This is a genomic window from Bradyrhizobium canariense (assembly GCF_018130465.1).
In the GTDB taxonomy this organism is placed as follows: domain Bacteria; phylum Pseudomonadota; class Alphaproteobacteria; order Rhizobiales; family Xanthobacteraceae; genus Bradyrhizobium; species Bradyrhizobium canariense_C.
On record NZ_JAFCKJ010000016.1, the window covers coordinates 114,532 to 140,548 of the forward strand.

Below are 26,017 nucleotides of genomic sequence, written 5' to 3' on the forward strand. Positions count from 1 at the left end.
TCGCTGGTTTGGTGCGGCAGCCTCATGCCTGCGCGGCGAGACAAGCCAACGCGCCACTCGGCGCAGTCAAGACGGCCGGGGCAAATCGGGGAGGACCAATCTTGCAAGCGCTCCTGAAGCTGAGCAATGGAATTGACGCGTTCACACGTTGGACCGGCAAGCGTCTGGCGTGGCTGATCCTGGTCGCCGTCGTCATCTCGGCGCTGAATGCGATTATTCGAAAGACGTTGGACACGTCCTCCAACTCGTGGCTCGAGCTGCAATGGGTGCTTTTCAGCATCGTGTTCCTGCTGTGCTCGTCCTGGACGCTGCTCGATAACGAGCACATCCGGATCGACATCTTCAACAGCATGATGCCGAAGCGGGTTCGCAACGTCATCGACATCATCGGGCACGTCTTCTTCCTGATACCGCTGACCGTTGTCATGATCGTGACCGGGGTACCGTTCTTCCTGCGCTCGCTCCAGATCAACGAGCAATCCGGCAATGCGGGCGGCCTGCCGCAATGGCCGGCCAAGTCGCTCATCATGATCGGCTTCGCGCTCCTGCTTGTTCAAGGCGTCTCCGAACTGATCAAGCGGATCGCCATCATGCGCGGCATGATTCCGGATCCCCACGAGTCGCAGATTTCGGCGCTGGAGGCCGAAGTCGAGCACCTCGTTGAAGCGATCGAACAGAAGTGATCGCCAAGCGGCATCGTAGGGGGATTCAATGACCGCGTTTCTCATCGCCAATATGGCGCCAATCATGTTCGGCACGCTGGTGATCGTGCTGCTGCTCGGCTATCCGGCGGCATTTTCGCTCGGCGCCGTCGGCCTCTTCTTCGCCATCATCGGCGTTGAGCTCGGGCAATTCCACCCGGACTTTCTCCAGGCCCTGCCGGAGCGCGTCTATGGAGTCATGAACAACGACACGCTGCTCGCCATTCCCTTCTTCACCTTCATGGGACTGGTGCTCGAGCGCTCCGGCATGGCCGAGGATCTGCTCGACACCATCGGCCAGTTGTTCGGTACCATCCGCGGCGGCCTCGCCTACGCCGTGGTGTTCGTCGGCGCCCTGCTTGCGGCGACGACCGGCGTCGTGGCGGCGTCGGTGATCTCGATGGGCCTGATCTCGCTGCCGATCATGCTGCGCTACGGCTATGACCGTCGCATGGCGACCGGCATCATCGCGGCCTCCGGCACGCTGGCGCAGATCATTCCGCCCTCGCTCGTCCTGATCGTGATGGCCGACCAGCTCGGCAAGTCGGTCGGCGACATGTACGAGGGCGCGTTCATTCCGGGCCTGGTGCTCGCAGGCCTCTATGCAGGCTACGCGTTCCTTGTGACCCTGATTTTCCCGAACGCCGCCCCGGGCCTGCCGAAGGAGGCCATCGGCTTTCGCGAGGAGAGCGGCGACCGCGGCCTCAGATCGCTCGGCGTGCTGTTCCTGGCCAGCTGCGTGTTCGGCTGGTTCATGATGCGGAATTCGGAGACCCACGGCGCCGACTTCGTCGTGCTCAGCATGTTCTTCGGCATCCTCTTCGCGTTCTTCGTCGCCGTCGCGAACTGGGCCATCGACAAGCTGACGGGCTTCCGTTTCCTCTCGAAGATGGCGCAACAGACCACCTTCGTCATGGTGCCGCCGCTGTTCCTGATCTTCCTGGTGCTGGGCACGATCTTCATCGGTGTCGCGACGCCCACCGAAGGCGGCGCGATGGGCGCGGCCGGCGCCCTCATTCTCGGCGCCATGAAACGGCGGCTGACCTGGGACCTCGTTCGTCAGGCGACCGAATCGACGGCAAAGCTCTCCGCCTTCGTCGTCTTTATCCTGGTCGGGGCACGCGTATTCTCGCTCACCTTCTACGGCGTCAGCGGCCACGTCTGGGTCGAGCACCTGCTGACCTCCCTGCCCGGCGGCCAGATCGGCTTCCTGATCTTCGTCAACGCCTTCGTGTTCGTGCTGGCGTTCTTCCTCGATTTCTTCGAACTCGCCTTCATCGTGATCCCGCTGCTCGGGCCCGCGGCGGAGCATCTCGGCATCGACCTGATCTGGTTCGGCGTCATCCTCGGCGTCAACATGCAGACGTCGTTCATGCATCCGCCGTTCGGATTTGCGCTGTTCTATTTGCGCTCGGTCGCGCCAAAGGAACGTTATACCGATCGTGTCACCGGCAAACGCATGGAGCCGGTCACGACGGGACAGATCTATTGGGGCGCGGTGCCGTTCGTGGTCATCCAGCTCGTCATGGTGCTGCTCGTGATCATGTTCCCGTCGATGGTGATGCACTACAAGGGCGTGCAGTCCACGGTCGACCCCAACAGCATCAAGATCGAGATTCCCCAGATCGATCTGCCGCCGCTCGACTTCGGCCAGCCGAAGCAATAGCGCCCGGCCCGCCCGCAAAAAAGAACCCGGAGCTTTCGCTCCGGGTTTTTTCGTTTGGCCGATCGCGCTCCGCGATCAGCTCTGCGAGTTGCGCGCCATGAAGTTGTCATAGCCGACTTCGGCGACCTGGAACCACTGATATCCGTTGTTCGAGAACGCGGTCAGCGATTCGTAGACCTTCTTGAAGTCCGCGTTGCTGGCCGAGACTTCGGTGTGCAGCTCCTTTGCCGCCTTGAAGCAGGCCTGCATGACCTCCGGCGAGAACGGATGCAGCTTGGCGCCGGCCGCGAGCAGGCGCCGCAACGCCTGAGGATTGGCCTGGTCATATTTCGCCATCATCCAGTTGTTGGCGTAGTGCCCCGCCTGCTCGAGAATGCTCTGATAGTGCTTCGGCAGCGCATTCCACTTGTCCTGGTTGACGAAGGCGAGAAGCATGGGCCCGCCTTCCCACCAGCCCGGGAAGTAATAATGCGGCGCAACCTTGACGAAGCCGAGCTTCTCGTCGTCATACGGTCCGACCCATTCGGCGGCGTCGATGGTGCCCTTCTCCAGCGCCGGATAGATGTCCCCTCCGGCGATCTGCTGCGGCACCGCGCCGAGTTTGGCCATCACCTTTCCTGCGAAGCCGCCGATGCGGAATTTCAGCCCGCTGAAGTCCTGAGGCGTCTTGACCTCCTTGCGGAACCAGCCACCCATCTGACAGCCGGTGTTGCCGGCAAGCAGCGAGACGACGTTGTACTTCTTGTAGAACTCGTTGAGGATGTCCCTGCCGCCGCCGAGCGTGTACCAGGCTTGGTTGATGCGCATGTTCGGTCCGAATGGCACCGACGATCCGAAGGTGAAGGTCGGGTCCTTGCCGAAATAATAGTAGGACGCGGTGTGGCCGATTTCGCAGGTGCCGTTCTGCACGGCATCGAGCACCTGAAGGCCCGGCACGATCTCGCCGCCGGCAAATGTCTGAATCTGGAATTTGTTGTCGGTCGCTTCCGCGACCATCTTGGCCATCATCTCGGCGCCGCCATAGAGCGTATCGAGTGATTTCGGCCAGCTCGTCGGCATGCGCCATTTGATCTCGGGCATCGTCTGCGCGATCGCTGGAGCGGCGAGCGTCGCGGCACCCGCCGCACCAAGTCCGGTGACTTTGATGAAGTCTCTTCTTTTCATGATTTCCTACCCTGATGGATTGTGATTGTGGGCCTTCTTGCCGAGGCTTGGAGGCCAGCATGGAACATTGCGACGCCGATTTCCATCCCCACGATGGTGAGGGACAAAAATGCCCAGCTCCCGCGCCATCCTACGACTTTAGGCTTAGGCGGCCAGCTGCCATGGCCGCCACATCATGTTCCGCCCCAGCGGTGCATGACGCGTGCGCCGGGCCCGTGACAAGCGCCGGAAACACGGGCATACCGCGCCATCCTCCAACCTAGGGGCCGCCGCGCATGCCTCGATCGCACCCTGTTCCATCGCTCGTTGGTCCGTTGATCGCGTCGCTCTGGCTGGCATGTGCCGCAACCACGGCGCATGCCGAGCCCAGTGCGAACGTCGTGGCCGACATCCATGCGCTGGCACAAAAGGAGCAGCAGCCGCTGCTCGACACGCTACGCGATCTCGTCAGCATCGAATCCGGCAGCAAGGACGTCGAAGGCCTGAACCGGATCGCCGAGCGAGTTGCCGGCCAGCTCAAGCAGCTCGGCGGCACGGTGGAGATCCTGCAGCCCACCGACGTCTATCGCCTCGACGACACGCCCGAGAAGATCGGCCCGGCCGTACACGCCGTATTCAAGGGCACAGGCAGCAAGAAGATCATGCTGATCGCCCACATGGACACGGTGTACCTGAAGGGCATGCTGAAGGATCAACCGTTCCGCATCGACGGCGACAAAGCCTACGGCCTTGGCATTGCCGACGACAAGCAGGGCGTCGCGCTCATTCTCCATACCGTGGCGTTGCTGCAGAAGCTGAGCTTCAGCGATTACGGTACGCTCACCGTGCTCACCAATGGCGACGAGGAGATCTCCTCGCCGGGCTGGCGCAGCACCATCACCAGGTTCGCCGGCGATCAGGACGTGGTGTTCTCGTTTGAAGGCGGCGGCACCGACGGCACGCTGCGCCTCGCCACCAGCGGCATCGGCTCGGCCTATCTCACGGTGCAGGGCAAGTCGTCGCATGCAGGTTCACGGCCCGAGGGCGGCGTCAACGCGCTGTACGAACTCTCGCACCAGGTGCTGCAGATGAAGGACCTGTCCAAACCAGAGCAGGGCCTGAAACTGAACTGGACGGTCTCCAAGGCCGGCACCAACCGCAACGTGATCCCCGCCGAGGCCACCGCCCAGGCCGACGCCCGTGCGCTCAAGGTCGCGGATTTCGACGAGCTCGAGAAGACACTGCAGGAGAAGATCAAGAACCACCTGCTGCCCGATTCCAAGGTCGACCTGAAATTCGAGGTGCGCCGCCCGCCCCTCGAAGCCAACGACGCCTCACGCCGCGTCGCAGCTTACGGCAAGACGATCTATCAGGAGCTCGGACTGTCTCTCAAGGTCGACGAGAAGGCGACCGGCGGCGGCACCGACGCCGCGTTTGCCGCGCTCAAGACCAACGGAGCCGTGGTGGAAGGCATGGGCCTGTCGGGCTTCGGCGCGCATTCCAACGATGCCGAATATGTGCAGCTGGGCAGCATCGTGCCGCGGCTTTATTTGACCACGCGCATGATCATGGATCTGTCCACCGGCAAGCTGAAATAGCCGCTCCGCTCTTCCTTCTCCCTTTGTGGGAGAAGGTGGCATAGGCGGCCTTGGACCGCCGTTTCAAGAACGCCGAAGCGAAGCTTCGGCTATGGCGCCGGATCAGGGGTTGCCTCCGCGCATTCAACTCGCGGTCGGACTCGCGGAGGGAGCCCCCTCACCCGTCTCGCCGCTACCGCGGCGAGCCCCCTCTCCCACAAGGGGCGAGGGTGCAGCGTCAGTGCCGCACCGCTTTCAAATCAACGCCGCCTGTCTTCTCCGCCAGCCTGAACCGCAGTGTGAACTGCGCGCCGCCGCCCGGAAGATTCTCCACCGCAACCGTCGCTGCGTGATCATCCGCTACGGCGCGTACGATCGACAGCCCGAGGCCGGCGCCGTCGCTGCGCTGGCGGTCGGCACGCCAGAAGCGGTGAAAGATCAATTCACGCTCGGCTTCCGCAATTCCCGGGCCGCAATCGCGCACGCGCACCGCACCGTCCCCGCTCACATCGACATCGACCGACGTGCCCTCCGCGGTGAACTTGATGGCGTTTTCGGCGAGGTTGAAGATCGCGCGCTGGAGCATCACGGAATTGCCGTGGATCAGCACCGGCGCCTCGGTGCCCCGCAGCGCGATATCCTTGTGCTGCGCGATCGCGAGCGGTGCGATCGAACCGACCACCTCGGCGCACACCGCGCGCAAATCCGCGGTCTCGCCGGGATCGAGCACCAGCGTGTCGAGTTCGGCGATCTCCAGCAGCTGCGCGACGATGCGGCTCATGCCCTCGATGTCGGCATGCAGCGCCTGCCTTGCCGCGCCGTCGCCGAGCGTCTCGATCCGCGTGCGCAGGATCGCGAGCGGCGTGCGCAATTGGTGCGCGGCGTCGGCGGTGAACTGCCGCTGCACCCGAAAGCCGTCCTCGAGGCGGTCGAGCGCCTGGTTGACGGCGGTGACGAGCGGCATGATCTCGCGCGGAATCTGCCCCGTCGGCAGGCGGATGTCGGTGCGCGCCGGGCCGATATTGCTCGCCTCCTCGGAGGCCTTCCACAGCGGTGCGACAGCGCGGCGAAAGATGATGATGTCGATGGCGAGCAGGACCAGCAGGATCGGAATGGTGATCCATCCGACCCGCCGGAAGAAGTTCGACACGATGTCGTCGATGATGACGTCGCGGTGCGCGAGGTCCTCCGCGACGCGAATGCGTATCACCTTGCCGTCGATGGTGCGGGTGACGCCGGCGCCGGAAATCGTCTCGGAGAGCGGCGGTGGCGCGGCCGTGGCAGTGCCGGTCTTGCGGCGCGACGAGAACAGCAGATGTCCCTCGGCATCGCGAATATCGTATTGGTAGCGACCATAGGCCTCCGAATAGAGGCCCCTGAGGCTGTCGGGCAGGTTGAACGTCAACAGGCCGTCGGGCTGGGCGACGATGCGCTCGGCCAACACCTCGGCCTGCGCGCGCATGGCATCGCGATGCAACTGGTCGATCTCGGAATTGAGCAGCCAGAACAGCACCAGCGGCAGGAAGATCGCGACCACCGCGACCGCCACGATGTGCAGGAACACGATGCGCCAGATCAGCGATTTGAAGGTCGGCGACCTCGCATGGATCCCGGCGCGGAATCCGGCGTGAGATCCGATCTGGGCCACTCTACTTCTCCTCGGCCATGAGATAGCCGACGCCGCGGATGGTGTGGATCACGACCTTGGCGCCGTGCTCGGTGAGCTGCTTGCGCAACCGCGAGACGTAGACCTCGACCGCGTTGGAGGCGACCTCGCCGTCGAGCCCGAAGATGTGGTCCTCGACGTTCTTCTTCGGCACCACGCGCCCCTGCCGGCGCAGCAGGATCTCAAGCACCGAGGTTTCGCGCGCGGAGATGATGCGCGGCTGGTCGTCGACGAAGATCTGGCGGCTTTCGGTGTCATAGACGAGGTTGGCGAGGCGCAGCGAGCGGCCGAGCAACTGGCCCGGACGGCGCAGGATCGCCTCCAGCCGCGCCACCAGTTCCTCCATCGCGAACGGTTTTGCCAGATAGTCGTCGGCGCCGCTGCGCAGGCCGCTGACGCGATCCTGCAAGCCGCCGCGCGCGGTCAGCACCAGCACCGGCAACGGCTCCATCTGTCGGCGCAGCTCGCGCAGCACCGACAGGCCATCGCCGTCGGGCAGGCCGAGGTCGAGGATCATCGCGGCATAGCTGACACTGCTCACCGCCTCGCGCGCTTCAGCGGCACTGCCGACGATGTCGCTCTCATAGCCGGCCGCCGACAGTCCGCCTGCAACGAGCCGCGACAGCTCCGCATTGTCCTCGACGATCAGAAGGCGCATCACATTTTCCCGCGGGATGTTCCGGTGCTACCCGCACGGCTCGCACCGCATCTTCGCTGTCTTCCATCATTCGGGGCATCTCGGCCAGCGAAAAAGCAGCAGCGGCCCTGTCACCCCCTTCCGTCAGGTTCCTGTAAGCCAATCGGGGCACGTGCGGATAAGGTCGCGGATGGTACGGAAGTTTGCCGCCTCGAGCGCCTCCGCCGGCAGGGCTATCGCACATGAAGAAAAACGTGGCGGGAAGCTCGCCTGCGATCATCCTTCGAAACGCCCACCTCACCTTCATGGCTCGTTTGCTGAGGACGGCTTCCGAGCCAACTCGCGCGCGGAACCACACTTCAACCCGCCCTTTCGATCGAACCGAGACCTTCCCGACCGGTTATGGTATCGTCTATCGCCGGACGGCAGAGCTGCCGATTTGGTTAGATAAGCAGGAAAGCAAAGCGCAATGTTTCCTAGCCACGTGACCATGCCGTTGTGGCACGAAAAGCACCTCCGGGCTGCAACTCGCGCCGCCGGTGTCGCTCTATGGTCCTGGAACGTTGATACTGACGCCATCACCATGGATGAGGCCGCGTACGACCTTTGGGAGGTGTCCAAGGACGAGCGGATAATTACGTTCGAGATACTCTCCAAAAATATCCACCCAGCCGATCTTGAGAGGGTCAGATCGGCATTTGCGGCCACGCGCGCAGTCGTAGGCTCTTACGAGATCGATTTTCGTATTCTAACCGGAAGCGACATCCGATGGATTTCCGCTCGGGGCCAAGGCGACGACGCCGACATAGCGGATCGAACTATGTTCGGTATTTTCCTGGATGTAACCCAACGCAAACAAGCTGAGGAAGCCAACGAGCTACTAGCGGGCGAGATGAGCCACCGGCTGAAAAACCTTCTAACCATCGCAACGGCGCTTACTCGAATGAGCTCACGCTCGGCAGCATCAAAAGAAGATATGGCCCAGGAACTGACCAGTCGCCTGATCGCTCTTGGACGTGCTCAGGACCTTGTTCGCCCGGTCCCAGGACGAAATAGAGAGGGGACGCTTCTTGGAGACCTCATCTCTGTTCTGCTTGCGCCGTACGACGAGAAGGGAGCCAGCGTTCGTATTCGCGTCTCGGTCCCCAAGATGAACGTGGGAGAGGCTTCCAGCACAGCGCTCGCCTTGGTGATGCATGAACTGGCAACCAACTCTGCCAAATACGGTGCGCTGTCGCTTTCAAGTGGCACCTTGGACGTATCGTGCAACGCCCACGAGGACGAGGTCCTGGTCAAGTGGACGGAGCGGGGTGGTCCCCCTGTTGTCGCTCCAGCAAAGCTCGAAGGCTTTGGAAGCAAGTTGGTGCACCGAAGCATGGCCGCCCAGCTTGGCGGGGCTATAACTTTTGACTGGTCGGAAGAGGGTTTGGTGGTCATCCTGCGAATGAGTAAAGTCCGTCTTGCGAGTTGATGTTCAGCTGATTTCGCGTGCACATCATGTCTCCCGTGTCTGCGATTGGCCCTAAGCTGACTTCGTACGATGCTCCTCAAACGCGGCTCTGAGTTCGGCCAGTTCATCGTTTGTCGCTCCCAGTGCCGCATCGGCACGACTTGCAGGCACGTCCATGTAGGCGATCGGCTCGTCGAACTGGCTCGCCGTGAAGTCGTACCTCTTGCCCTCGATCCGATTGTAGAAATGATCGCCGGCCGGCAGCGGCGTCTTCAGAAAATCGCCGCCGAAGAGTTCGTGGATCAGCAGCGACGTCACGTTGCATTGCCCTGCCGCAGGATTGTCCGCCGTCCATTGGCTGGCCGTCGAGCCGTCGACAACGACCAGGCCTTGCGCAGCGCGCGCTGAACCTCGTCGGGATCGAAGCTCATCATCACCTCCGGGAATCGGCGCCACAGGCAAATTTCGGATTATTCGATTATCGATTTTTAGCCCTGTTTTGCCCGACGAGTCAAACTGCTCCAATGAGCCCAACTCCATCCCCTCGTCATTGCGAGCCAACGGCCGCGCTTCGCGCGGAGCCGTTGGCTCGCAATGACAGCTTAGAAGCAGAAGCGAAGCCCGACGCTCGGCCTCGAAATCCCATTTCCGCCTCAATCGCGCGATGATTGCGCCGTCCGCCGATTTGCCCCGACGCGTCAGGCGGTTGGCCGCATCCGCCGGCTAACCTGCCCTCACCCCGTTTCTACTGTGCATGGGGTTGTTTTTCTTATTTTTGCTTTGAGCACCTGCCGGCAGCAAAGAAAAACCCGGCCTCGCGAGCGAGGCCGGGCTCTGTCGTTGTGCGACGTTTCGAAAGATCAGCCGCGGGTGCGCGAGCGGATCATGAAGCTGTCGTAGGTGTATTCGGCAACCTGCCACCACAGATATTCGTCGGAGCGGTAGGCCTGCATGGCGTCGATCGACTTCTTGAAGTCGGGATTCTTGGCCGAGATCTCGCCCCACAATTCGTTGGTCGCTTTGAGACAGGCTTCCAGGACCTCATTGGTGAACGGGCGAAGCTGCGTACCGCCGGCCACCAGACGCTTCAGGGCGCCGGGGTTCACCATGTCGTAGCGCGCGGCCATCCAGGTGTTGGTGTTGACGGTCGCGTTGGTGAGGATCGCCTGGTAGTTCTTCGGCAGCTCGTTCCACTTGTCGATGTTGGCGAAGGCGTGAACGGTCGGACCACCTTCCCAGAAACCCGGGTAATAGTAGTACTTGGCGACCTTGGCGAAGCCGAGCTTCTCGTCATCGTAGGGGCCGACCCATTCGGCCGCGTCGATGGTGCCCTTCTCCAGCGACGGATAGATGTCGCCGCCGGCGAGCTGCTGCGGCACCACGCCGACCTTCTGAAGCACCTGGCCGGCAATGCCGCCGATGCGCATCTTGAGGCCCGAGAGGTCGGCAACGGTCTTGATCTCCTTGCGGAACCAGCCGCCCATCTGGGTGCCGGTGTTGCCGCACGGGAAGCCCATCACGTTCGACTTCTTGAAGAACTCGTTGGCAAGCTCGTTGCCGCCGCCCTGGTAGAGCCAGGAATTCTGCTGGCGTGCGTTCAGGCCGAAAGGCACCGACGCGAAGATTGCGAAGGTCGGGTCTTTGCCGACGTAATAGTACGACACCGTGTGGCACATCTCGACGGTGCCCTTCTGCGTCGCATCCAGCGCCTGCAGGCCCGGAACGATTTCACCCGCCTGGAAGACCTGGATCTGAAACTTGTTGTCGGTCATCTCGGCGACGTACTTCGCCATCTGCTCGGCACCGCCATAGATGGTGTCGAGCGACTTCGGGAAGCTCGACGTCAGGCGCCACTTGATCTCGGGCGAGGACTGCGCGATCGCCGGCGAGGCCACCGCGGCGGTCGCCGCCGCGCCGGCTGCCGACACTTTCAGGAAATCACGACGCTTCATCTTCAGTCTCTCCTTGTTGGGGCGTTTCCCCTAACTTCCTCTTTGCTGCCGCTCATTCCAGCGACGCGTTTTTGGGCCGCGTCGAACCGAAGGGGCTTGACTGCCGTGGGCCTTTAACACGGAAGCCCTGCTTTCGAAACGCGACATTGGCATGACGGGGCTCTACAAAAGTCGCATGTCGCCAGGGTATTGGTTTGAAGGGATTGCCTTGGACCCGCTCAGGCCGCGGCGATGACGCCCTTGAGCTGGTCCCGGACCTGTCCCGCAATGGCGCGGTAGATCGCCGCATGGGGACCGTCCGGCTCGCTGTCCACCACGGGCGTGCCGGCGTCCGAGGTGGCGCGAATCGCCATGTGCAGCGGGATCTCGCCCAGGAACGGTACCCCGAGCTTCTCGGCCTCGTGGCGCGCGCCGCCATGGCCGAAAATGTCGGATTTCGTGCCGCATTGCGGGCACTGGAAATAGCTCATGTTCTCGACGATGCCGAGCACGGGCACGTTGACCTTCTTGAACATCGCAAGCCCCCGCCTTGCGTCGATCAGGGACAGGTCCTGCGGGGTCGAGACGATCACGGCGCCCTTCAAGGGGACGTTCTGCGCCAGCGTGAGCTGGGCATCACCGGTGCCTGGCGGCATGTCGACGACGAGGACGTCGAGCTGGCCCCATGCGACGTCGCGCAGCATCTGCGTCACCGCCGACATCACCATCGGCCCACGCCAGATCATCGCGGTCTCTTCCTCGACCAGGAAGCCGATCGACATGATGGCCAGGCCATAGCGCTTGAGCGGAATCATCTTGCGCTCGCCGTCCAGCTCCGGCTTCTGGTGGAGGCCGGTCAGCCGCGGCACCGAGGGGCCGTAGATGTCGGCATCGAGCAGCCCGACCTTGAGGCCGAGATCGCGCAGGCCCAGCGCCAGATTGAGCGCGGTGGTGGACTTGCCGACACCACCCTTGCCGGAGGCGACTGCGATCACGGCGGCGACGCCTGGAATCTCGGACTGCCGCGCCATCGGCGATTGGGCGCCGCCCTGTGGCGGCGGCTTGTGGGCATGGACCGGCTGCACGCCCGGCGTGCCGCGGCTGGGAGTTGGCGGCGGTGGTGGCGCCGCGCCGGCCTTGCGCTCGGCGGTCAGCGCCACCATGACGGTGGTGACGCCGGGAATGGCACGCACCGCGGCCTCGGCCTCGGCCCGGACGGATTCCCAGGCTCGCGCCTCGGCGGCATCGACATTGATCGAGAAGAACACCTTGCCGTCGGCCGCGCTGATCGCGCTCAGCACATCGGCATTGGTGAGCGCGACCCCGCGGGGCGACTTGATCCTGGCGAGGCTGTCGAGAACCTGTTGCTGCGTCACGCTCAAAGCGCATCTCCTGAACAGAGCATGATCCGGAAAAGTGTGGAGCGGTTTTCCGACCAGATCATGCTCAAGGCGTTAGGATGCCCCATTAGAGCGGAAACGCCCAAAAGGCTACTGCCTGCCGATATCGTCAGCCATCTCGGCGGGCGCCGCCCCCTGCTCCCGGGCTGCCTCGTAATTCAGCTCGATCATGACCCCGTTGGGGTCGTGGACGAAGATCTGCCAGAGTTCGCCGCCGGGCACCTGGCGGGAGTCGAACTTCATCCCCTTTGAGGCCAGCCGCTGCTTCATGCCGTCAAACCCGTGGCTGGCGAAGGCGACGTGGTGGACAACGCCGGAATCCGGCTTTTGTGGCTCGGCAGTCGGAGAAATATCGACGAGGTGCACCACCGGCTTGCCCTCGCTGTACATCCAGGCGCCGGGGAAGGCGAAATTCGGCCGGGCGCCATTTTTCAGGCCCAGCACGTCCTCGTAGAAGCGGACCGTCTCGGCCAGATTCCGGGTCCGGATGTTGAAATGATCGAGCACGCCCACGCTTATCCCGCCCATGCCTTCGCTCCCTTTTTTTGAAGTCCTTAGGTCAGCCACCCTAGCACAGGCGGGGGCCAAACGAAGCCGTTGCCCTCCGGCCTCAAGGGTTTATGGTGCGCCCGATCTGCCGCAATGGCGGAACCCGGCGCCCCCCGCCGGGCAAGAACCGTAAAACCCAAACTACGGACAAGGTACCACAGATGGCTAAAGTCGCTTTCCTCGGTCTCGGCGTGATGGGCTTCCCCATGGCCGGACACCTCGTGAAAAAAGGGGGCCATGAGGTCACCGTCTACAACCGCACCGCGGCCAAGGCGAAGGAGTGGGCGGACAAGTTCGGCGGCAAGAGCGCGGCAACCCCGAAGGCTGCAGCCGAGGGCCAGGACTTCGTGATGTGCTGCGTCGGCAACGACAACGATCTGCGCGCGGTCACGATCGGTGCCGACGGCGCGTTTGCCGGCATGAAGAAGGGTGCGACCTTCGTCGACCACACCACCGCTTCCGCCGAGGTCGCGCGTGAACTCGATGCGGCCGCCACCAAGGCCGGCTTCAAATTCATCGACGCCCCGGTCTCCGGCGGCCAGGCCGGCGCCGAGAACGGCGTGCTGACCGTGATGTGCGGCGGCGCGCAGGACGCCTATGCCGGCGCCGAGCCGATCATCACAGGCGCCTATGCGCGGATGTGCAAATTGCTGGGGCCCGCCGGCTCCGGCCAGCTGACCAAAATGGTCAACCAGATCTGCATCGCCGGCCTTGTCCAGGGCCTCTCCGAGGGTATTCACTTCGCCAAGAAAAGTGGCCTTGACGTCGCGGCCGTGATCGAAACCATCTCAAAGGGCGCTGCGCAGTCCTGGCAGATGGAGAACCGCTACAAGACCATGAACGACGACAAATACGATTTCGGCTTTGCGGTCGAATGGATGCGCAAGGATCTCTCGATCTCGCTGGCCGAAGCCCGCCGCAATGGCGCCAACCTGCCGGTGACCGCGCTGGTCGACCAGTTCTACTCCGAGGTCGAGAAGATGGGCGGGAAGCGCTGGGATACGTCGAGCCTGCTCGCGCGCCTTAATCGCTGACACCTGACGAAGTGATCCTGCCTTGCTGACCGCACTCGCCGCAATCTTCGTCCTCGCCTATGCGGCGATCGCGCTTGAGCATCCGATCGGGGTGAACAAGAGCGCGTCTGCGCTACTCGGCGCGGGCGTGCTTTGGACCATCTACGCGCTCGCGACCGGCGACCACACGCTGGTCGGCCGTCAGCTTGATGAGTCCGTCGCCTCCACCGCGCAGATCGTGTTCTTCCTGATCGGCGCGATGACCATCGTCGAGGTCATCGACGCCCATGACGGTTTCGAAGTCATCACCTCCCGCATCAGCACGACCAGCCAGGTCCGCCTGATATGGCTGATTGGCTTCGTGACCTTCTTCCTCAGTGCGATCCTCGACAATCTGACCACCACCATCGTCATGATCTCGCTGATCCAGCGGCTGATCGCCAAGCGCGACGACCGCCTGCTGTTCGCCTCCCTCATCGTCATCGCCGCAAATGCCGGCGGTGCATGGACCGTAATCGGCGACGTCACCACGACCATGCTGTGGATCGGCGGACAGATTTCACCCCTGAAAATCATGGGCGCGGTGTTCCTGCCCTCGCTGCTCAACCTGCTGGTGCCGCTCGCTTTCATCAGCTTTTCGCTCAAGGGCAAGACCATCGCACCGCCGCCGAAAGAGGACGGATTGCAGGGCGTCGATCCGTTCGAGCGGAACGTGATGTTCTATCTCGGACTCGGCGTCCTGATCGCGGTGCCCGCCTTCAAGACGGTCACGCACCTGCCGCCCTTCATGGGCGTCCTGCTCGGGCTCGGCATCGTGTGGTTGGTCGGCGAGATCGTTCATCGCGACAAGGATGAGCATGTCCGTGGTCCGCTCACGCTTGCGAATGCGCTGACGCGGATCGACATGGGCTCGATCGTGTTCTTCCTTGGCATCCTGCTCGCGGTCGCCAGCCTCGAACATGCCGGCCTGCTCTCCATGCTGGCCAAATGGCTGGACACCGCGATTGGCCGCCAAGACATCATCGTGATCGTGCTCGGGCTGCTCAGCGCCGTCATCGACAACGTGCCGCTGGTCGCCGCGACCATGGGCATGTACGACCTGGCGCATTATCCGGCCGACAGCTTCATCTGGGAGTTCATCGCCTATTGCGCCGGCACCGGCGGCTCGATCCTGATCATCGGCTCGGCCGCAGGCGTCGCCGCCATGGGGCTCGAGCGCATCGAGTTCCTCTGGTACGCCCGCCGCATCGCCGTCCCGGCGCTGGCCGGCTATCTGGCCGGAGCAGTGGCGTACATCGCGCAGCACGCGGCGCTGCAATGAACGGCGCGGACGGGACCAAAATTAACGCCGGGTTAACGTAATTCTTTAGCTCCTTAAGTCACCTCTTAAGGATTTCTTGCCAGAGATAGACAATGCAGAAGGCCCGTCTCGCGCGGGCAGGAATTGTTGTTGTGCGATGAGTAAACCCGCTGAAAAGCCCGAGGTTGTGCAGCTTCCGGCCGAGCCGGTGAGCGCGCCGTCGGCGAGCAGCCGAAGGGCTGCGGCGCAGCGGGTGCGCGAGGCGCGCGACAAGTTAACGTCGACCAGCGGAACCCGGCCGGCTTTCGACGCCGAAATGCTGCGCCAATATGCCCAGACGCGGCTGTCGGCCTCCTATGTCGTGATGCTGCTGGTGGTCGCGACCGGCGTGCTGTTCGGGCTGTGGATGCAGCCGATCCCGGCCGCGGCCTGGACCGCCGGCATGCTCTGCATCCATGCCGCGATGATCCGCAGCTGCCACCGCTTCCTGGCCGAGCCCGCCTCGCCCGCGGCAACGCGCGCATGGCAGACGCGCTTCGTCGTGCTCGACCTGCTCTATGGCCTTTGCTGGATGGCGATCCTGATCCATCCCGTGCTCGACATGATCACGGAAACGCTGATGATGTTCCTGATGCTGCTGGTGATCGCAGTATCGAGCATGCTGGCGGCCAATCTGCCGATCGCCGCCCTTGCCGCCACCGCGCCGGTCGCGGTCGCGATGGCGCTGAGCTTTGTAATGACCGGCTCGCTGGACAATTACATCCTGGCCGCGCTCGCGCTCGCCGCCGAAGGCTATTTCGTGCTGCTGGCGCACCGCCTGCACTCTTCGACCTTCGCCACGCTCGAGGCACGCGCCGAGAAGGACGCGCTGATCGGCGAGCTGGAACAGGCCAAGGCGATCTCGGACGAAGCGCGCCACCGCGCCGAATCCGCCAACGTCGCCAAGTCGCGCTTTCTCGCGCAGATGAGCCACGAACTGCGTACGCCGCTGAACGCGATTCTCGGCTTCTCCGAGGTGATGAAGAGCGAGATTTTCGGCGCGCATGCCGTTCCGGTCTACAAGGAGTACTCCGGGGACATCCACAATTCCGGCGTCCACCTGCTCAACCTCATCAACGAGATCCTCGATCTGTCGCGGATCGAGGCCGGCCGTTACGAGCTCAACGAGGAAGCGGTCTCGCTGGTCGGCATTGTCGCCGACTGCCATCATTTGATGAAGTTGCGCGCCTCGAGCCGCGGCATCACCATCCACGAAGTGTTCGAGCAGGCAATGCCGCGGCTCTGGGCCGACGAGCGCGCGATCCGCCAGGTCGTGCTCAATCTGCTTTCCAACTCGATCAAGTTTACCCCGCAGGGCGGCGAGATCTGGCTCAAGGCCGGCTGGACGGCCTCAGGCGGACAATATTTCTCGGTGAAGGATTCCGGCTCTGGAATCCCCGAGGACGAGATCCCGATCGTGCTCGCCTCGTTCGGCCAAGGCTCCAACTCGATCAAGTCGGCCGAACAGGGCGCCGGTCTCGGCCTGCCGATCGCCAAGAATCTGATCGACCTGCATGGCGGTACGTTCACGCTGAAATCGAAGCTGCGCATCGGCACCGAAGTGATCGTCACCTTCCCGCCGGAGCGCGTGATGAGCGCGCTGGCGCCGATGTCGGATGATTCTCCGCCGCTCCAGCCCGAGAGTTCCGCGGTAGCAGACGAAAAGCGCCGGCCCCGTCGCAAGCCGATCATGAGCGCAGGTACGGGCTCGTAACGAGATGCTTGCAGACATGCCCGACCATCCGCCACTATGCCCTAATGAACAAAGAAACGCCGTGCGTGGCCGTCTGCATGATCGATCCCAAGACCAGGCTGTGCTTCGGCTGCGGACGCACATTGCCGGAGATCGCGCGCTGGCACGCCATGGAGAGCGCGGAACGACTGGCGGTCATGGCGCTGTTGCCGGCGCGCATGAATCAGGCTGGACTTGCGCCCATCGCAGGATCGCCGAAACGCGCCTGACCGGTCGGCGCGCATCTGGAGATGCGCAATGATCCGCTTCCTGCTCGTTCTCATCATGCTTGCCTGCACGGCAGGTGCCGTCGTCGCCTATGGCGATTCCGACCAGATCGCGCGCGCGAGCAGCAAGGTCTCGCATATCTTTCGCACACAGACCGCATCGCCCGCCCCCGCCGTGCAGATCCCGCGCGGCCAGGGCGGCGAATTCGCGCTGCGCGCGAAGATCAACGGCGTGGCCGCACCGATGGTCATCGACACCGGCGCGACCTCGGTGGTGCTAACCTGGGAAACCGCGAAAGCGATCGGGCTGCCGCTCGAGATGCTCGAATACGACGTCGATCTCGAAACCGCGGGCGGCCACACCAAGGCGGCCCGCCTCACGATCGACCGCCTCTCCGTCGGCCACCTCGTCGAGAAATCGGTGCCGGCCCTCGTCGTGCAGCGCGGGCAGATGAAGACCAACCTGCTCGGCATGAGCTTCCTGGACCGCCTGGAGAGCTGGGGCGTGCGCGCCGACAGGCTGATGCTCACCGGTTATCCGGAGCTCCAGACCAGTCGCCGCCGCCCGCGCCTGGCAGTCGACTAGACTCCTCACGAGAGCTCCGCCGCCACGGCCGACAGACGCGATCACGCGGGCTGCCATCCATCACGGCCTCAACATCAGGCGGCGCGCTGCGAAAGCGCGCAGGTGTGGCATTCGCGCTATTTACAAACCAACCGGTCGGTTTATAACCGATCCATTCCCGGATCGGGTTTGGACGAGCGCTGCTCCCTTGAGGGAGGTGGCCAAGTGGGAGACTGAGAATCATGATTGCCAGAGCCGCCTTACGCTGCACGATGCGTGCCCTGCCCTTTGCCGCGGCGTTCGCCGCAGGCGACGCTTGCGCTGCGGACCTGTCACCGCGCTACGCAGCGCCCTCCTCCACCTACACGGCACCGCAGCCAGTCTATTCCTGGACCGGCCTCTATGCCGGCCTGAACGCCGGCTATGCCGAGAGCGGCGACGACGCTTTCAACAATCTCGACGGCACGAGCGGCGGCAAGGTCAAGGGCGCCTTCGGCGGCGCGCAGGTCGGCTACAACTACCAGCTCTCGCCGATGTTCGTGGTCGGCATCGAGAACGACTTCGAAGGCGGAGACATCAAAAATCACGATGCGCTCAACAGCGCCGCGGTGAGTCTGCCCTGGTACATGACCGGCCGCGCCCGCGCCGGCATCGCGACGATGGATTCACGCCTGCTGTTTTTCGGGACCGCGGGTCTTGCCGCTGGTGAGTTGAAGGATGGCCCGATCAACAAGATGAAGATGGGCTGGGCCGCGGGCGGCGGCGTCGAATGGGCATTCCTGCCGAAATGGTCGGCCAAGGCCGAGTATCTCTACACCGAGTTCAAACACGACGATTTGCCGGACTGGAACGCTGCCAAGTTCCACACCTTCCGCGTCGGCGTGAACTATCATTTCGATCTGTTCCGCTGAGGCGGATCGCGGACGAGCCGGATTTTTGCAATCCGGCTCTTCATGCGGCTACGGCTAGGCCGCCGCCTCCGCCGGCGCGCGCGCACCGACATGCGCAATCGCATCGCGCAGCACTTCGAGGCCGGCGCCCGGCTTCACCCCCTGCTCGGCAAGATGGCGGCGGAAGGCGCGCGCGCCGGGCACGGCGTGGAATGCGCCGACGAAATGCCTCGTCATGGAGTGCAACCGCGTGCCGCGCGCGAGTTGCTGTTCGATATAGGGCATCATCGCCTCGAGCGCATCCTGCATCGAGGCATGCGGCGCCGCATCGCCGAAAATGTCGGTATCGACCGAGAGCAGCCGCCATGGCTCCTGATAGGCGGCCCGTCCGAGCATCGCGCCGTCGACGTGATCGAGATGTGCTTTTGCCTCGTCAATGCCGGGGATGCCGCCGTTGATGATGACAGGCACATCGGGCATCGCGCGCTTGAGGCGATAGACGCGATCATAGTCGAGCGGCGGGATGTCGCGATTCTCCTTCGGTGACAAACCGTTGAGCCATGCTTTCCGGGCATGAACGATAAGCGCATCGCAGCCGGAGGCGACGACCGCGCGCGCAAGCTTGTCGAGCGCGACTTCCGGATCCTGGTCGTCGATGCCGATGCGGCACTTCACGGTGACGGGCACGGCAACCGCACGCTTCATCGCCTCGACGCACCTCGCCACGAGATCAGGCTCTGCCATGAGGCAAGCCCCGAAACGGCCGTCCTTCACGCGGTCGGAGGGGCAGCCGACATTGAGGTTGATCTCGTCATAACCGAACTCCTCGCCGATCCGCGCCGCCAGCGCGAGCTCGCCCGGACCCGACCCGCCGAGCTGAAGCGCCACCGGGTGCTCGACCACGTCGAACCCAAGCAGCCGCTTCCGGTCACCATGAATGATGGCACCCGGGGTCAGCATCTCCGTATAGAGCAGCGCCCGCCTCGTCAGGTGACGGTGGAACACCCGGCAATGCCGGTCGGTCCAATCCATCATGGGCGCCACGGAAAAGCGATAGTCTTGATATTTCAACAGTTTATCTTACTCTTCAATGGGATGAACAGCGAACGTGTGCACTCCAAACTAGACGAAATTGCACACGTTTGTACCCGTTTTGACCTCTCAGTGCACACATAGTGCACACGAAAGTCGGAGTGCACACGCGTGGCGACCTTCACACAAATGGCATCCGGAAATTGGCGCGTCCAGGTCCGCCGCAAGACCCGCTATGTGGCCGAGACGTTCCGGAGACGCAAGGATGGCGAAGAGTGGGCCCTCGAAATGGAGCGCAACATCGACCGCAACGGTTCGGCTAAGCCACGCGCCGCACGGAACGTTCGCACGTTTGGCGACCTCATCGACGTACATGACGACGACATGCACGAAGTTGGAAAGCCCCCTCGCCGTTCAAAAGCTGCTGTGATGGCGTCGCTCAAGGCCGAGCTCGGCAGTGTGAAACTTCCCGCGCTCAATCGAGAGCGGCTGATCGAGTTCGGAAGGAAGCGCGCCAAACAAGGCGCTGGTCCCGCAACGTTGGCAATCGATTTGTCGTTCATCCGGACAATCATAACGCATGCCGCTGCGGTCCATGGCATCGAGGTTTCAGCCGAGGAAGCCCGCCTCGCGCGCGTCGCGTTAAGCCACCTCAATTTGGTCGGAAAGAGCAAGGAGCGTGACCGACGGCCCACGCAAGACGAGCTCGACGAGCTAATTGAATACTTTGAGACGAACCGTCGGCAATTCATACCGATGGGGCGGATCGTCAGATTTGCCGTCGCAACGACATTGCGCCAGGAAGAGATTTGCAAGCCCGAGTGGCCGCTGGTCGACATGAAAAAGCGGCTGGTGGTCATTCAGGACAGAAAGGACCCGAGGAATAAGGATGGAAATGACCAGAAAGTGCCTTTGCTCAACCTAACGGGCTATGACGCGTGGGAAGTCGTGCTTCAGCAGCGAATTGTGACTCGAGGGTATGGGCGAGTCTTTCCCCATAACCATAGATCCGTAAGTGCGGCATTCACCCGGGCGTGCGATGAACTCAAGATCGAAGATCTGCACTTCCACGATCTACGTCACGAGGGGACGAGCCGTCTGTTCGAAGCGGGACTTCCAATCGAAAAGGTGGCACTGGTCACCGGCCACAAGGATTGGCGGCAGCTCCAGCGCTATACCAACCTCAAAGTCGAAGATCTTATCAAGCTGCAGTACGCCCAGCAGCCGTCGATGGAAGAATTCATGGCGACGTTAGCTGCCTCTTAGACGATCAAGCCTGCTTGCGGCAAACCTAATCACGAATACCGAGGGGAGTTGCCAAGGTTGAGGGTTGAGCGAGTCCCTGCCCTTGTACGCAGCGCGGCCAACAAAAAGATAGCAAAGCTTTTCCTCCATCACCGTGGTGCCGCTCAGCAAGACCACCTCGTGGCTCCAGTCGAACTGGTAGGCTTCGCCGGTCCAGGATTTCGGGTAGGACGAGATCAGCATCGACGTATCGCCGTTCAGGCGCAGATAGGCAAAACGCTGAAAGCCGAGCCGCTGGGTTAATCGCATTCCGACACGTTCAAATGCTTCCGCGTCAGTCGCGGTCTGAATCGCATCCACGAATTCTTGGAAGATATTTTCGATGACTTTCAAGGTAGCACCAATATCTTCGAGATCAGCCGATCTTCGTCATATCCAACGCCAATCAGCGGCTCCGACGGTGTCGCATTGCCCGCATTACCGAGCGGAGCTTCACCGCCAGAATTTCATCGAGGCTACTGACGACATACCGCGAGGACCCATCGTCGTAAGTCCTGGCGACAATCGAGGTCACTCCCCCTGACACGACGCAACGTGTGCTCGAAGAGCCGGCAAAGCAATGACCCTCAATGGCTGGTCCGGCGTAGCGGCAGCCAACGCGTGAGCGCAACTTCGGCCAGCTCGACTGCCGCGTAGACGCCCAGACCGAGAAATGAGAGTGCAAACAAGGCTGCAAAGGCGAGCGGCGTGTTGAGTTGCGAAGTTGCACTGAGCAGCAGATAGCCAAGGCCTTTGCTCGAGCCCATGAACTCACCGATCACTGCGCCGATAACGGCGAGTGTGACTGCCACTTTCGCCCCCGTCAGCACAAAGGGCAATGCGGCAGGAAACTACACTTTATAGAAGGTTTGCCACGGCGATGCCTTAAGACTGCGTGCCAGGTCGATCAGTTGCGGCGGCGTTGAGCGCAGCCCGGCGGCCGTGTCGATGATGATCGGAAAGAACGCGACCAGCCAGACGATAGCGAGCTTCGATTCCAGCCCGGTACCGAGCCAAACCAAAACGATAGCGGCCAACGCGACCTTGGGTACGGACTGTAGCGCCACCAGAAGGGGATAGAACATCAGATTGAGCGGTCGCGAGTTGGCTATCGCCACAGCCAGCGGCAGCCCAACGGCCATCGCAAGCGCGAAGCCGAGCAAAGTTTCCGTCAGTGTCACCCACCCTTCACGCAGCAAAAGTCCGAAGCTGTCGGCGAACGCAACGATCACCGCGTCGGGCGACGGCAGCACCGCCTCAGGAATCTTGAACAGCACACACAGCATCGCCCAGGTGGCGACGATGATAACTGCCCCCGCAAGGGGATATCCAATTCGCGATCGGGTCTCGTTGCTTATCATGCTCAATGCTCACGGCCGGATGGAGCTAGCAAGCCGAGCGCTTCGCTGGCACGACGCTCGGCGTCGGCAAATGCGGCGGTAAACCGGCAAGCCTGATTGCGCGGAGCTGGAATGCCGGCCCGGAATTCAGTGCTGACCCGCGGCGCCGACGCGTAAACACCACCACCTTAGGCTGAAGGCATGACGGCGGTAGTGCCACCGTCCACGGCAAGTATCTGACCCGTGATATGCTTCCCCGCGTCGCTTGCGAAAAGCAGCGCGGCACCTTTCAGATCATCGTCGTCGCCGATCCGCTGGAGCGGAACGCCCGAGATTAGTTTTTCCATTCCAACCGATTCCAGCGTACCGTTGGTCATCTTGGATGGAAAGAATCCCGGAGCAAGTGCATTGACCGTGATGCCGTGACGGCCCCAGCTTCCCGCCAGCGCGCGAGTAAAATTCACGACGGCACCTTTGCTGGTATTATAGGCAATCGTCTGCATCGCTCCGACACTGCCGCGCAGTCCGGCTATTGATGCAAGGTTGATGATGCGGCCATATCGGTTCGGAATCATGGATCGTTTGCCGATCTGCTGGCTGAGTAGAAACAGCGCACGCACGTTCAGATTCATCACCTTGTCCCAAGCCTCCATCGGATGATCTTCGGTAAGCGCTCCCCAAGTCGCACCAGCATTGTTGACAAGAATGTCCACACGCCCGTGCCTTGCCATGGCTTCGTCCGCCAGCCGCTTGACGTCCTCGTCCTTTGCGTTGTCTGCGGCAATCCAGTCTGACTGGATTCCAGCATTCGCAAGGTGAGCTTGCGCCTTCTCGAGATCGGCGGCTTTGCGCGACGAGATGATGACCTTCGCGCCATATTCACCGAGAGCCTCCGCAATCTGAAGTCCCAATCCGCGCGATCCTCCGGTGACGAGCACGGTCCTGCCGCTCAGATCAAATGCAGTCCGTAAGCTACCCATGCCTCCTCCTTGCGGTTTCACTGGCAGTGCTCTGCCCCGATTCAGGTTCAGGGCAGTCGGATTCAATTTATTTAGTTACGTACTATTCAGTATGTTGTCAATCACGGCTGTATTGCATGGCAACGATGCCGACTATCTATTTGATATGAGAGATAAAGCGTTATGCGGACGCGACCTCACAGCTGCAATCACTGATCAAACGGACCGCGAGCTTGAACTGTTGCTGGCCTCGGAGCCTGTTCGGAAACCCGATGCCGACGACGTCGTTGTGCGCATCAACGCAACCCCCATCAATCCATCCGACGTCGGCCTTCTGTTTGGAGCTGCCGACTTGAGCTCGGCAACACAAAGCGGGATTTCTGGTCAACCCGCAGTCGCCGCCCCGATATCACCGCCCGCCATGCGCGCGCTTGCTGCGCGCGTCGGCGTTGCGCTTTCTGACGGAGCGCCAGAGGAGGATGGAGCATCGGCCCACATCAATTCCTTGACCGCACTTGGCATGGCCGAAACGATGCGAAGCGAAGGGCGCACGGCGCTCGTGCACACCGCCGCGGCATCCAATCTCGGACAAATGCTCAACAGGATCTGCATGCGCGACGGCATCGGCCTGGTCAATATCGTTCGCAACCGGAAACAGGCGAAGTTGCTGAAATCAATCGGCGCGAGCTATATCTGCGATTCTACGCTGCCGAGCTTTTTCTCCGATCTTACGGAAGCCTTGACCGCGACCGGAGCAACATTGGCCTTCGATGCCATCGGCGGCGGCAAGATCGCCGGACAGATCCTGACTTGCATGGAGGCTGAAGTAAATTGGGCTGGCAGCGGCGCCGCTGTCGCAATGGCTGCATGCTGGCTTGAGACAAGCGGGGCTCGAGGCAGTCCTGCTCGAAACGCGACATGTGAAGGCCGCATCTCGATCCAAGTAACCGGCCTTCCATAGTCAATCCAAAGCTTTTGCTATCTCGTGAGTTTCCCCGCCCGAGGCTCGTTGAACCTCGGCCGCTGCCTGCCAATGCGTCCGCAGGAGCCTCGCCAGCTTTTCGTCCCCAACCTGCTTCCGCGTCATCAGCGAAATGCTCCATGAGGTGTTCGCTCGCGCTTGCTCGCGCATTCGCAACGCGCATTCGCAACGCGCATTCGCCCTCCCGGCAAGGTGGGGAACAGGCGGCACGAGCCCTTGCATTGCATTTCGGACGCCGCTTGACATGGTAGGATACCGCATTTAACTTACTGACCAGTCAATATCTATTATAGGATGCGCTCCTGTGTTCGGCGGCTATCGGAGCTGACTGATGGACGCGACCGACCGCCGTGGGGAGAAAGCGAAGATGAGCAAGCAAATTGAGTTCTATTTCGACTTCGGTAGCCCCTACAGCTACCTCGCACAGACGCAGTTCAACAAACTGGCGGCAGATACGAAGGCCACCATCGTCTACATGCCAATAAACGTCCTGGAATTGATGAAGGCGACGGGAAACACGCCCACGACGCTTGAGTGCAAGTCGAAGAGGAAATACGCCAAGAACGATCTGCAGCGCTGGGTGAAGAAGTACGGCATCGGTTGGGAGCCCAACCACAACTTCCGGCACATAGACCTCAACTTTCTGCTTCGCGGAGCGATCGCGGCGATCAAGCTAGGGGTGGGCGCCCACTTCGTATCGAAAGTGTTCGACGGTCTTTACGCTCAAGCGCTCGATCTCGGTGATGTCGGAATCCTCACGGACTTCCTGAACAAGAACGAGCTTCCCGCAGACAACATCATCGAGATGATGGCGCGGCCAGAGATTTTCGATGAACTCAAGGCTCGCAACAAGGCCGCCGAAGATGCCGGTCTGTTCGGCACGCCTACGTTTCGGGTTGGAGAGGAGATTTTCTTCGGCAACGATCGGCTCTCATTCGTCGAAGCCGCAGCAAAGACGCAGGCATGACCATGACAAAGCCAGTTTGTGTTATCACCGGCGTTGGTCCAGGTACGGGCAGCGCACTCGCGCGTCGCTTTTCTGGAGGCGACTATCATGTCGCTCTTCTGGCGCGCTCCGAGAAGCGCATTCCGAAGCTGCAGGCTGAGCTGCCGGACGCATCCGCATATATCTGCGACGTCACGCAGGAATATCAGGTGAGCGAAACCGTCGCTAAAATCACTCGCGACTACGGTGCGCCCGCGATCGCCATCCACAATGCAGTAGGCGGGACCTTTGGTAATTTTCTGGAAGTGGATCCGGCGGCTCTCGAGACGAACTTCAAAGTGAACACGATGGGGCTGCTTTACCTCGCCAGAGCGGTCGCTCCCGCGATGATCAAAGCGCAAAAAGGTGCCATCGTCGCGACTGGCAACACCTCCGCCTATCGGGGAGTCGAAAGCTACGCCGCTTTTGCGCCGTCGAAGGCCGCGGAACGCATCCTGGCCGAATCGATGGCGCGGCATCTAGGGCCAAAGGGCGTCCATGTCGCCTTTCTGATGATCGACGCAGTCATCAACGTGCCATGGGCCCGCAAGATGTTCCAGGACAAGCCGGAAGAGTTCTTTGCTCAGCCGGCAACGATTGCGGATGAGATTTGGCATATATGCCATCAGCCTCGCTCCGCATGGTCGTTCAATTACGAACTCCGCCCCTACGGCGAGAAATGGTGAACCCCTTCGATCGTTTCATCTCTCAATAGACCCTGGACCAAAGACGCCGGACGTGTGCCCGTATTGTTCGACTCGTCCGGCTCTTCAGCTGCCGACGACGTCAGAGCGCCGGCCAGCGACCAAGTGGCCGAAGATAATACGATCCCCGGGACACGCGGATTACGAGACGCATAGAGCCCCCGAAGGTTGGCAGGCGGCGTCGATCCTCTAACAGATTTGTTTGCATTTCAGCGGGGGCTTATTGCTGTACACAAGACAGACGA

At 62.0% G+C, this 26,017-nt stretch carries 23 protein-coding genes and 2 pseudogenes; 14 read left to right on the forward strand and 11 right to left on the reverse strand.

Translation table 11 applies throughout. From position 1 onward, the window contains the following. Positions 1-101 precede the first annotated feature (101 nt). Together JQ591_RS30985 and JQ591_RS30990 are read left to right on the forward strand one after the other, a co-directional pair. The gene (locus tag JQ591_RS30985; protein WP_211399762.1) at positions 102-683 is read left to right on the forward strand and encodes a TRAP transporter small permease subunit; all 582 of its coding nucleotides are present in this window, start codon (positions 102-104) and stop codon (positions 681-683) included. A gap of 28 nt (positions 684-711) precedes the next feature. Then, positions 712-2,367, forward strand: a complete 1,656-nt coding sequence (locus tag JQ591_RS30990) for a TRAP transporter large permease (RefSeq protein WP_211399763.1) — start codon at positions 712-714, stop codon at positions 2,365-2,367. A 75-nt stretch (positions 2,368-2,442) separates the two neighbouring features. On the opposite strand, the gene JQ591_RS30995 is transcribed toward JQ591_RS30990, so the two are convergent. Continuing rightward, complete coding sequence (locus JQ591_RS30995; protein WP_211399764.1) at positions 2,443-3,531, reverse strand: TRAP transporter substrate-binding protein; 1,089 nt, start codon at positions 3,529-3,531, stop codon at positions 2,443-2,445. 275 nt (positions 3,532-3,806) lie between these two features. Here JQ591_RS30995 and JQ591_RS31000 point away from each other — a divergent pair, with 275 nt between their 5' ends. Next, on the forward strand, positions 3,807-5,108 hold the full coding sequence (locus JQ591_RS31000; protein WP_211399765.1) for a M20/M25/M40 family metallo-hydrolase: 1,302 nt from the start codon (positions 3,807-3,809) through the stop codon (positions 5,106-5,108). Between the two features lie 217 nt (positions 5,109-5,325). Here JQ591_RS31000 and JQ591_RS31005 read toward each other — a convergent pair whose 3' ends face one another. Next, a complete protein-coding gene (locus tag JQ591_RS31005; RefSeq protein WP_211399766.1) occupies positions 5,326-6,735 on the reverse strand; it encodes a sensor histidine kinase in 1,410 nt (469 codons plus the stop codon). A gap of 1 nt (position 6,736) precedes the next feature. After that, positions 6,737-7,411 carry a response regulator transcription factor gene (locus JQ591_RS31010; RefSeq protein ID WP_027517249.1) on the reverse strand — a complete coding sequence of 225 codons (675 nt, stop codon included), beginning with the start codon at positions 7,409-7,411 and terminating at the stop codon, positions 6,737-6,739. A 448-nt stretch (positions 7,412-7,859) separates the two neighbouring features. On the opposite strand from JQ591_RS31010, the gene JQ591_RS31015 reads away from it, so the two are divergent. Next, entirely contained in the window at positions 7,860-8,861 is a 1,002-nt protein-coding gene (locus tag JQ591_RS31015) for a sensor histidine kinase (protein WP_249137919.1), read from the forward strand. Positions 8,862-8,912: 51 nt separating this feature from the next. Here JQ591_RS31015 and JQ591_RS31020 read toward each other — a convergent pair whose 3' ends face one another. The 4 genes from JQ591_RS31020 to JQ591_RS31035 form a co-directional block, all read right to left on the reverse strand. Further along, a complete protein-coding gene (locus JQ591_RS31020; protein ID WP_433995222.1) occupies positions 8,913-9,365 on the reverse strand; it encodes a YunG family protein in 453 nt (150 codons plus the stop codon). A gap of 335 nt (positions 9,366-9,700) precedes the next feature. Next, positions 9,701-10,792 (reverse strand): TRAP transporter substrate-binding protein, encoded by a 1,092-nt coding sequence (locus JQ591_RS31025; protein ID WP_007592593.1) that lies wholly within the window; start codon positions 10,790-10,792, stop codon positions 9,701-9,703. Positions 10,793-11,010: 218 nt separating this feature from the next. Continuing rightward, positions 11,011-12,153 (reverse strand): Mrp/NBP35 family ATP-binding protein, encoded by a 1,143-nt coding sequence (locus JQ591_RS31030; RefSeq protein ID WP_211399767.1) that lies wholly within the window; start codon positions 12,151-12,153, stop codon positions 11,011-11,013. Positions 12,154-12,261: 108 nt separating this feature from the next. Beyond that, on the reverse strand, positions 12,262-12,699 hold the full coding sequence (locus JQ591_RS31035; RefSeq protein ID WP_211399768.1) for a VOC family protein: 438 nt from the start codon (positions 12,697-12,699) through the stop codon (positions 12,262-12,264). Between the two features lie 182 nt (positions 12,700-12,881). Between JQ591_RS31035 and JQ591_RS31040 the strand changes: the two genes are divergently transcribed. The 6 genes from JQ591_RS31040 (at position 12,882) to JQ591_RS31065 (ending at position 18,507) form a co-directional block, all read left to right on the forward strand. Beyond that, entirely contained in the window at positions 12,882-13,754 is an 873-nt protein-coding gene (locus JQ591_RS31040; RefSeq protein WP_211399769.1) for an NAD(P)-dependent oxidoreductase, read from the forward strand. Between the two features lie 22 nt (positions 13,755-13,776). Further along, a complete protein-coding gene (nhaD, locus tag JQ591_RS31045; protein WP_211399770.1) occupies positions 13,777-15,054 on the forward strand; it encodes a sodium:proton antiporter NhaD in 1,278 nt (425 codons plus the stop codon). Positions 15,055-15,190: 136 nt separating this feature from the next. Then, complete coding sequence (locus JQ591_RS31050; protein WP_211399771.1) at positions 15,191-16,786, forward strand: sensor histidine kinase; 1,596 nt, start codon at positions 15,191-15,193, stop codon at positions 16,784-16,786. 44 nt (positions 16,787-16,830) lie between these two features. Beyond that, a complete protein-coding gene (locus JQ591_RS31055; protein WP_211399772.1) occupies positions 16,831-17,034 on the forward strand; it encodes a DUF1289 domain-containing protein in 204 nt (67 codons plus the stop codon). A gap of 28 nt (positions 17,035-17,062) precedes the next feature. Further along, a complete protein-coding gene (locus JQ591_RS31060; protein WP_211399773.1) occupies positions 17,063-17,617 on the forward strand; it encodes a TIGR02281 family clan AA aspartic protease in 555 nt (184 codons plus the stop codon). 221 nt (positions 17,618-17,838) lie between these two features. Then, positions 17,839-18,507: an outer membrane protein gene (locus JQ591_RS31065; RefSeq protein ID WP_211399774.1), complete on the forward strand. Its 669-nt coding sequence runs from the start codon at positions 17,839-17,841 to the stop codon at positions 18,505-18,507. 54 nt (positions 18,508-18,561) lie between these two features. Here JQ591_RS31065 and dusA read toward each other — a convergent pair whose 3' ends face one another. Next, positions 18,562-19,557, reverse strand: coding sequence for a tRNA dihydrouridine(20/20a) synthase DusA (gene dusA / locus JQ591_RS31070; protein WP_211399775.1), 996 nt, complete (start codon positions 19,555-19,557; stop codon positions 18,562-18,564). A 132-nt stretch (positions 19,558-19,689) separates the two neighbouring features. On the opposite strand from dusA, the gene JQ591_RS31075 reads away from it, so the two are divergent. Beyond that, a complete protein-coding gene (locus JQ591_RS31075; RefSeq protein ID WP_211399776.1) occupies positions 19,690-20,784 on the forward strand; it encodes a site-specific integrase in 1,095 nt (364 codons plus the stop codon). On the opposite strand, the gene JQ591_RS31080 is transcribed toward JQ591_RS31075, so the two are convergent. From JQ591_RS31080 to JQ591_RS31095, 3 genes and pseudogenes are all read right to left on the reverse strand, one after another. After that, positions 20,770-21,156: a hypothetical protein gene (locus tag JQ591_RS31080; protein WP_211399836.1), complete on the reverse strand. Its 387-nt coding sequence runs from the start codon at positions 21,154-21,156 to the stop codon at positions 20,770-20,772. The two genes, JQ591_RS31075 and JQ591_RS31080, sit on opposite strands and share 15 nt — an antisense overlap. Positions 21,157-21,389: 233 nt before the next feature. Beyond that, a pseudogene (locus JQ591_RS35510) lies at positions 21,390-22,163 on the reverse strand (ABC transporter permease). Positions 22,164-22,330: 167 nt separating this feature from the next. Further along, on the reverse strand, positions 22,331-23,122 hold the full coding sequence (locus JQ591_RS31095; protein WP_211399779.1) for an SDR family oxidoreductase: 792 nt from the start codon (positions 23,120-23,122) through the stop codon (positions 22,331-22,333). 182 nt (positions 23,123-23,304) lie between these two features. On the opposite strand from JQ591_RS31095, the pseudogene JQ591_RS35515 reads away from it, so the two are divergent. The 3 genes and pseudogenes from JQ591_RS35515 to JQ591_RS31110 all read left to right on the forward strand — a co-directional run. After that, positions 23,305-23,933: pseudogene (locus JQ591_RS35515) on the forward strand (NADH oxidase); the annotation flags it as partial. Positions 23,934-24,414: 481 nt separating this feature from the next. Beyond that, positions 24,415-25,050 carry a 2-hydroxychromene-2-carboxylate isomerase gene (locus JQ591_RS31105; protein ID WP_211399780.1) on the forward strand — a complete coding sequence of 212 codons (636 nt, stop codon included), beginning with the start codon at positions 24,415-24,417 and terminating at the stop codon, positions 25,048-25,050. Continuing rightward, a complete protein-coding gene (locus JQ591_RS31110) occupies positions 25,047-25,754 on the forward strand; it encodes an SDR family NAD(P)-dependent oxidoreductase (protein WP_249137920.1) in 708 nt (235 codons plus the stop codon). The genes JQ591_RS31105 and JQ591_RS31110 overlap by 4 nt, the downstream gene beginning before the upstream one ends. Positions 25,755-26,017 lie beyond the last annotated feature (263 nt).

Bases quoted from the DNA above. Each gene is read 5' to 3' on its own strand.
- JQ591_RS30990 (WP_211399763.1), top strand. From the start codon at position 712: ATGACCGCGTTTCTCATCGCCAATATGGCGCCAATCATGTTCGGCACG.
- JQ591_RS30995 (WP_211399764.1), bottom strand. From the start codon at position 3,531: ATGAAAAGAAGAGACTTCATCAAAGTCACCGGACTTGGTGCGGCGGGT.
- JQ591_RS31000 (WP_211399765.1), top strand. From the start codon at position 3,807: ATGCCTCGATCGCACCCTGTTCCATCGCTCGTTGGTCCGTTGATCGCG.
- JQ591_RS31010 (WP_027517249.1), bottom strand. From the start codon at position 7,411: ATGCGCCTTCTGATCGTCGAGGACAATGCGGAGCTGTCGCGGCTCGTT.
- JQ591_RS31015 (WP_249137919.1), top strand. From the start codon at position 7,860: ATGTTTCCTAGCCACGTGACCATGCCGTTGTGGCACGAAAAGCACCTC.
- JQ591_RS31025 (WP_007592593.1), bottom strand. From the start codon at position 10,792: ATGAAGCGTCGTGATTTCCTGAAAGTGTCGGCAGCCGGCGCGGCGGCG.
- JQ591_RS31035 (WP_211399768.1), bottom strand. From the start codon at position 12,699: ATGGGCGGGATAAGCGTGGGCGTGCTCGATCATTTCAACATCCGGACC.
- JQ591_RS31040 (WP_211399769.1), top strand. From the start codon at position 12,882: ATGGCTAAAGTCGCTTTCCTCGGTCTCGGCGTGATGGGCTTCCCCATG.
- JQ591_RS31050 (WP_211399771.1), top strand. From the start codon at position 15,191: ATGAGTAAACCCGCTGAAAAGCCCGAGGTTGTGCAGCTTCCGGCCGAG.
- JQ591_RS31055 (WP_211399772.1), top strand. From the start codon at position 16,831: ATGAACAAAGAAACGCCGTGCGTGGCCGTCTGCATGATCGATCCCAAG.
- JQ591_RS31060 (WP_211399773.1), top strand. From the start codon at position 17,063: ATGATCCGCTTCCTGCTCGTTCTCATCATGCTTGCCTGCACGGCAGGT.
- JQ591_RS31065 (WP_211399774.1), top strand. From the start codon at position 17,839: ATGATTGCCAGAGCCGCCTTACGCTGCACGATGCGTGCCCTGCCCTTT.
- JQ591_RS31095 (WP_211399779.1), bottom strand. From the start codon at position 23,122: ATGGGTAGCTTACGGACTGCATTTGATCTGAGCGGCAGGACCGTGCTC.
- JQ591_RS31105 (WP_211399780.1), top strand. From the start codon at position 24,415: ATGGACGCGACCGACCGCCGTGGGGAGAAAGCGAAGATGAGCAAGCAA.
- JQ591_RS31110 (WP_249137920.1), top strand. From the start codon at position 25,047: ATGACCATGACAAAGCCAGTTTGTGTTATCACCGGCGTTGGTCCAGGT.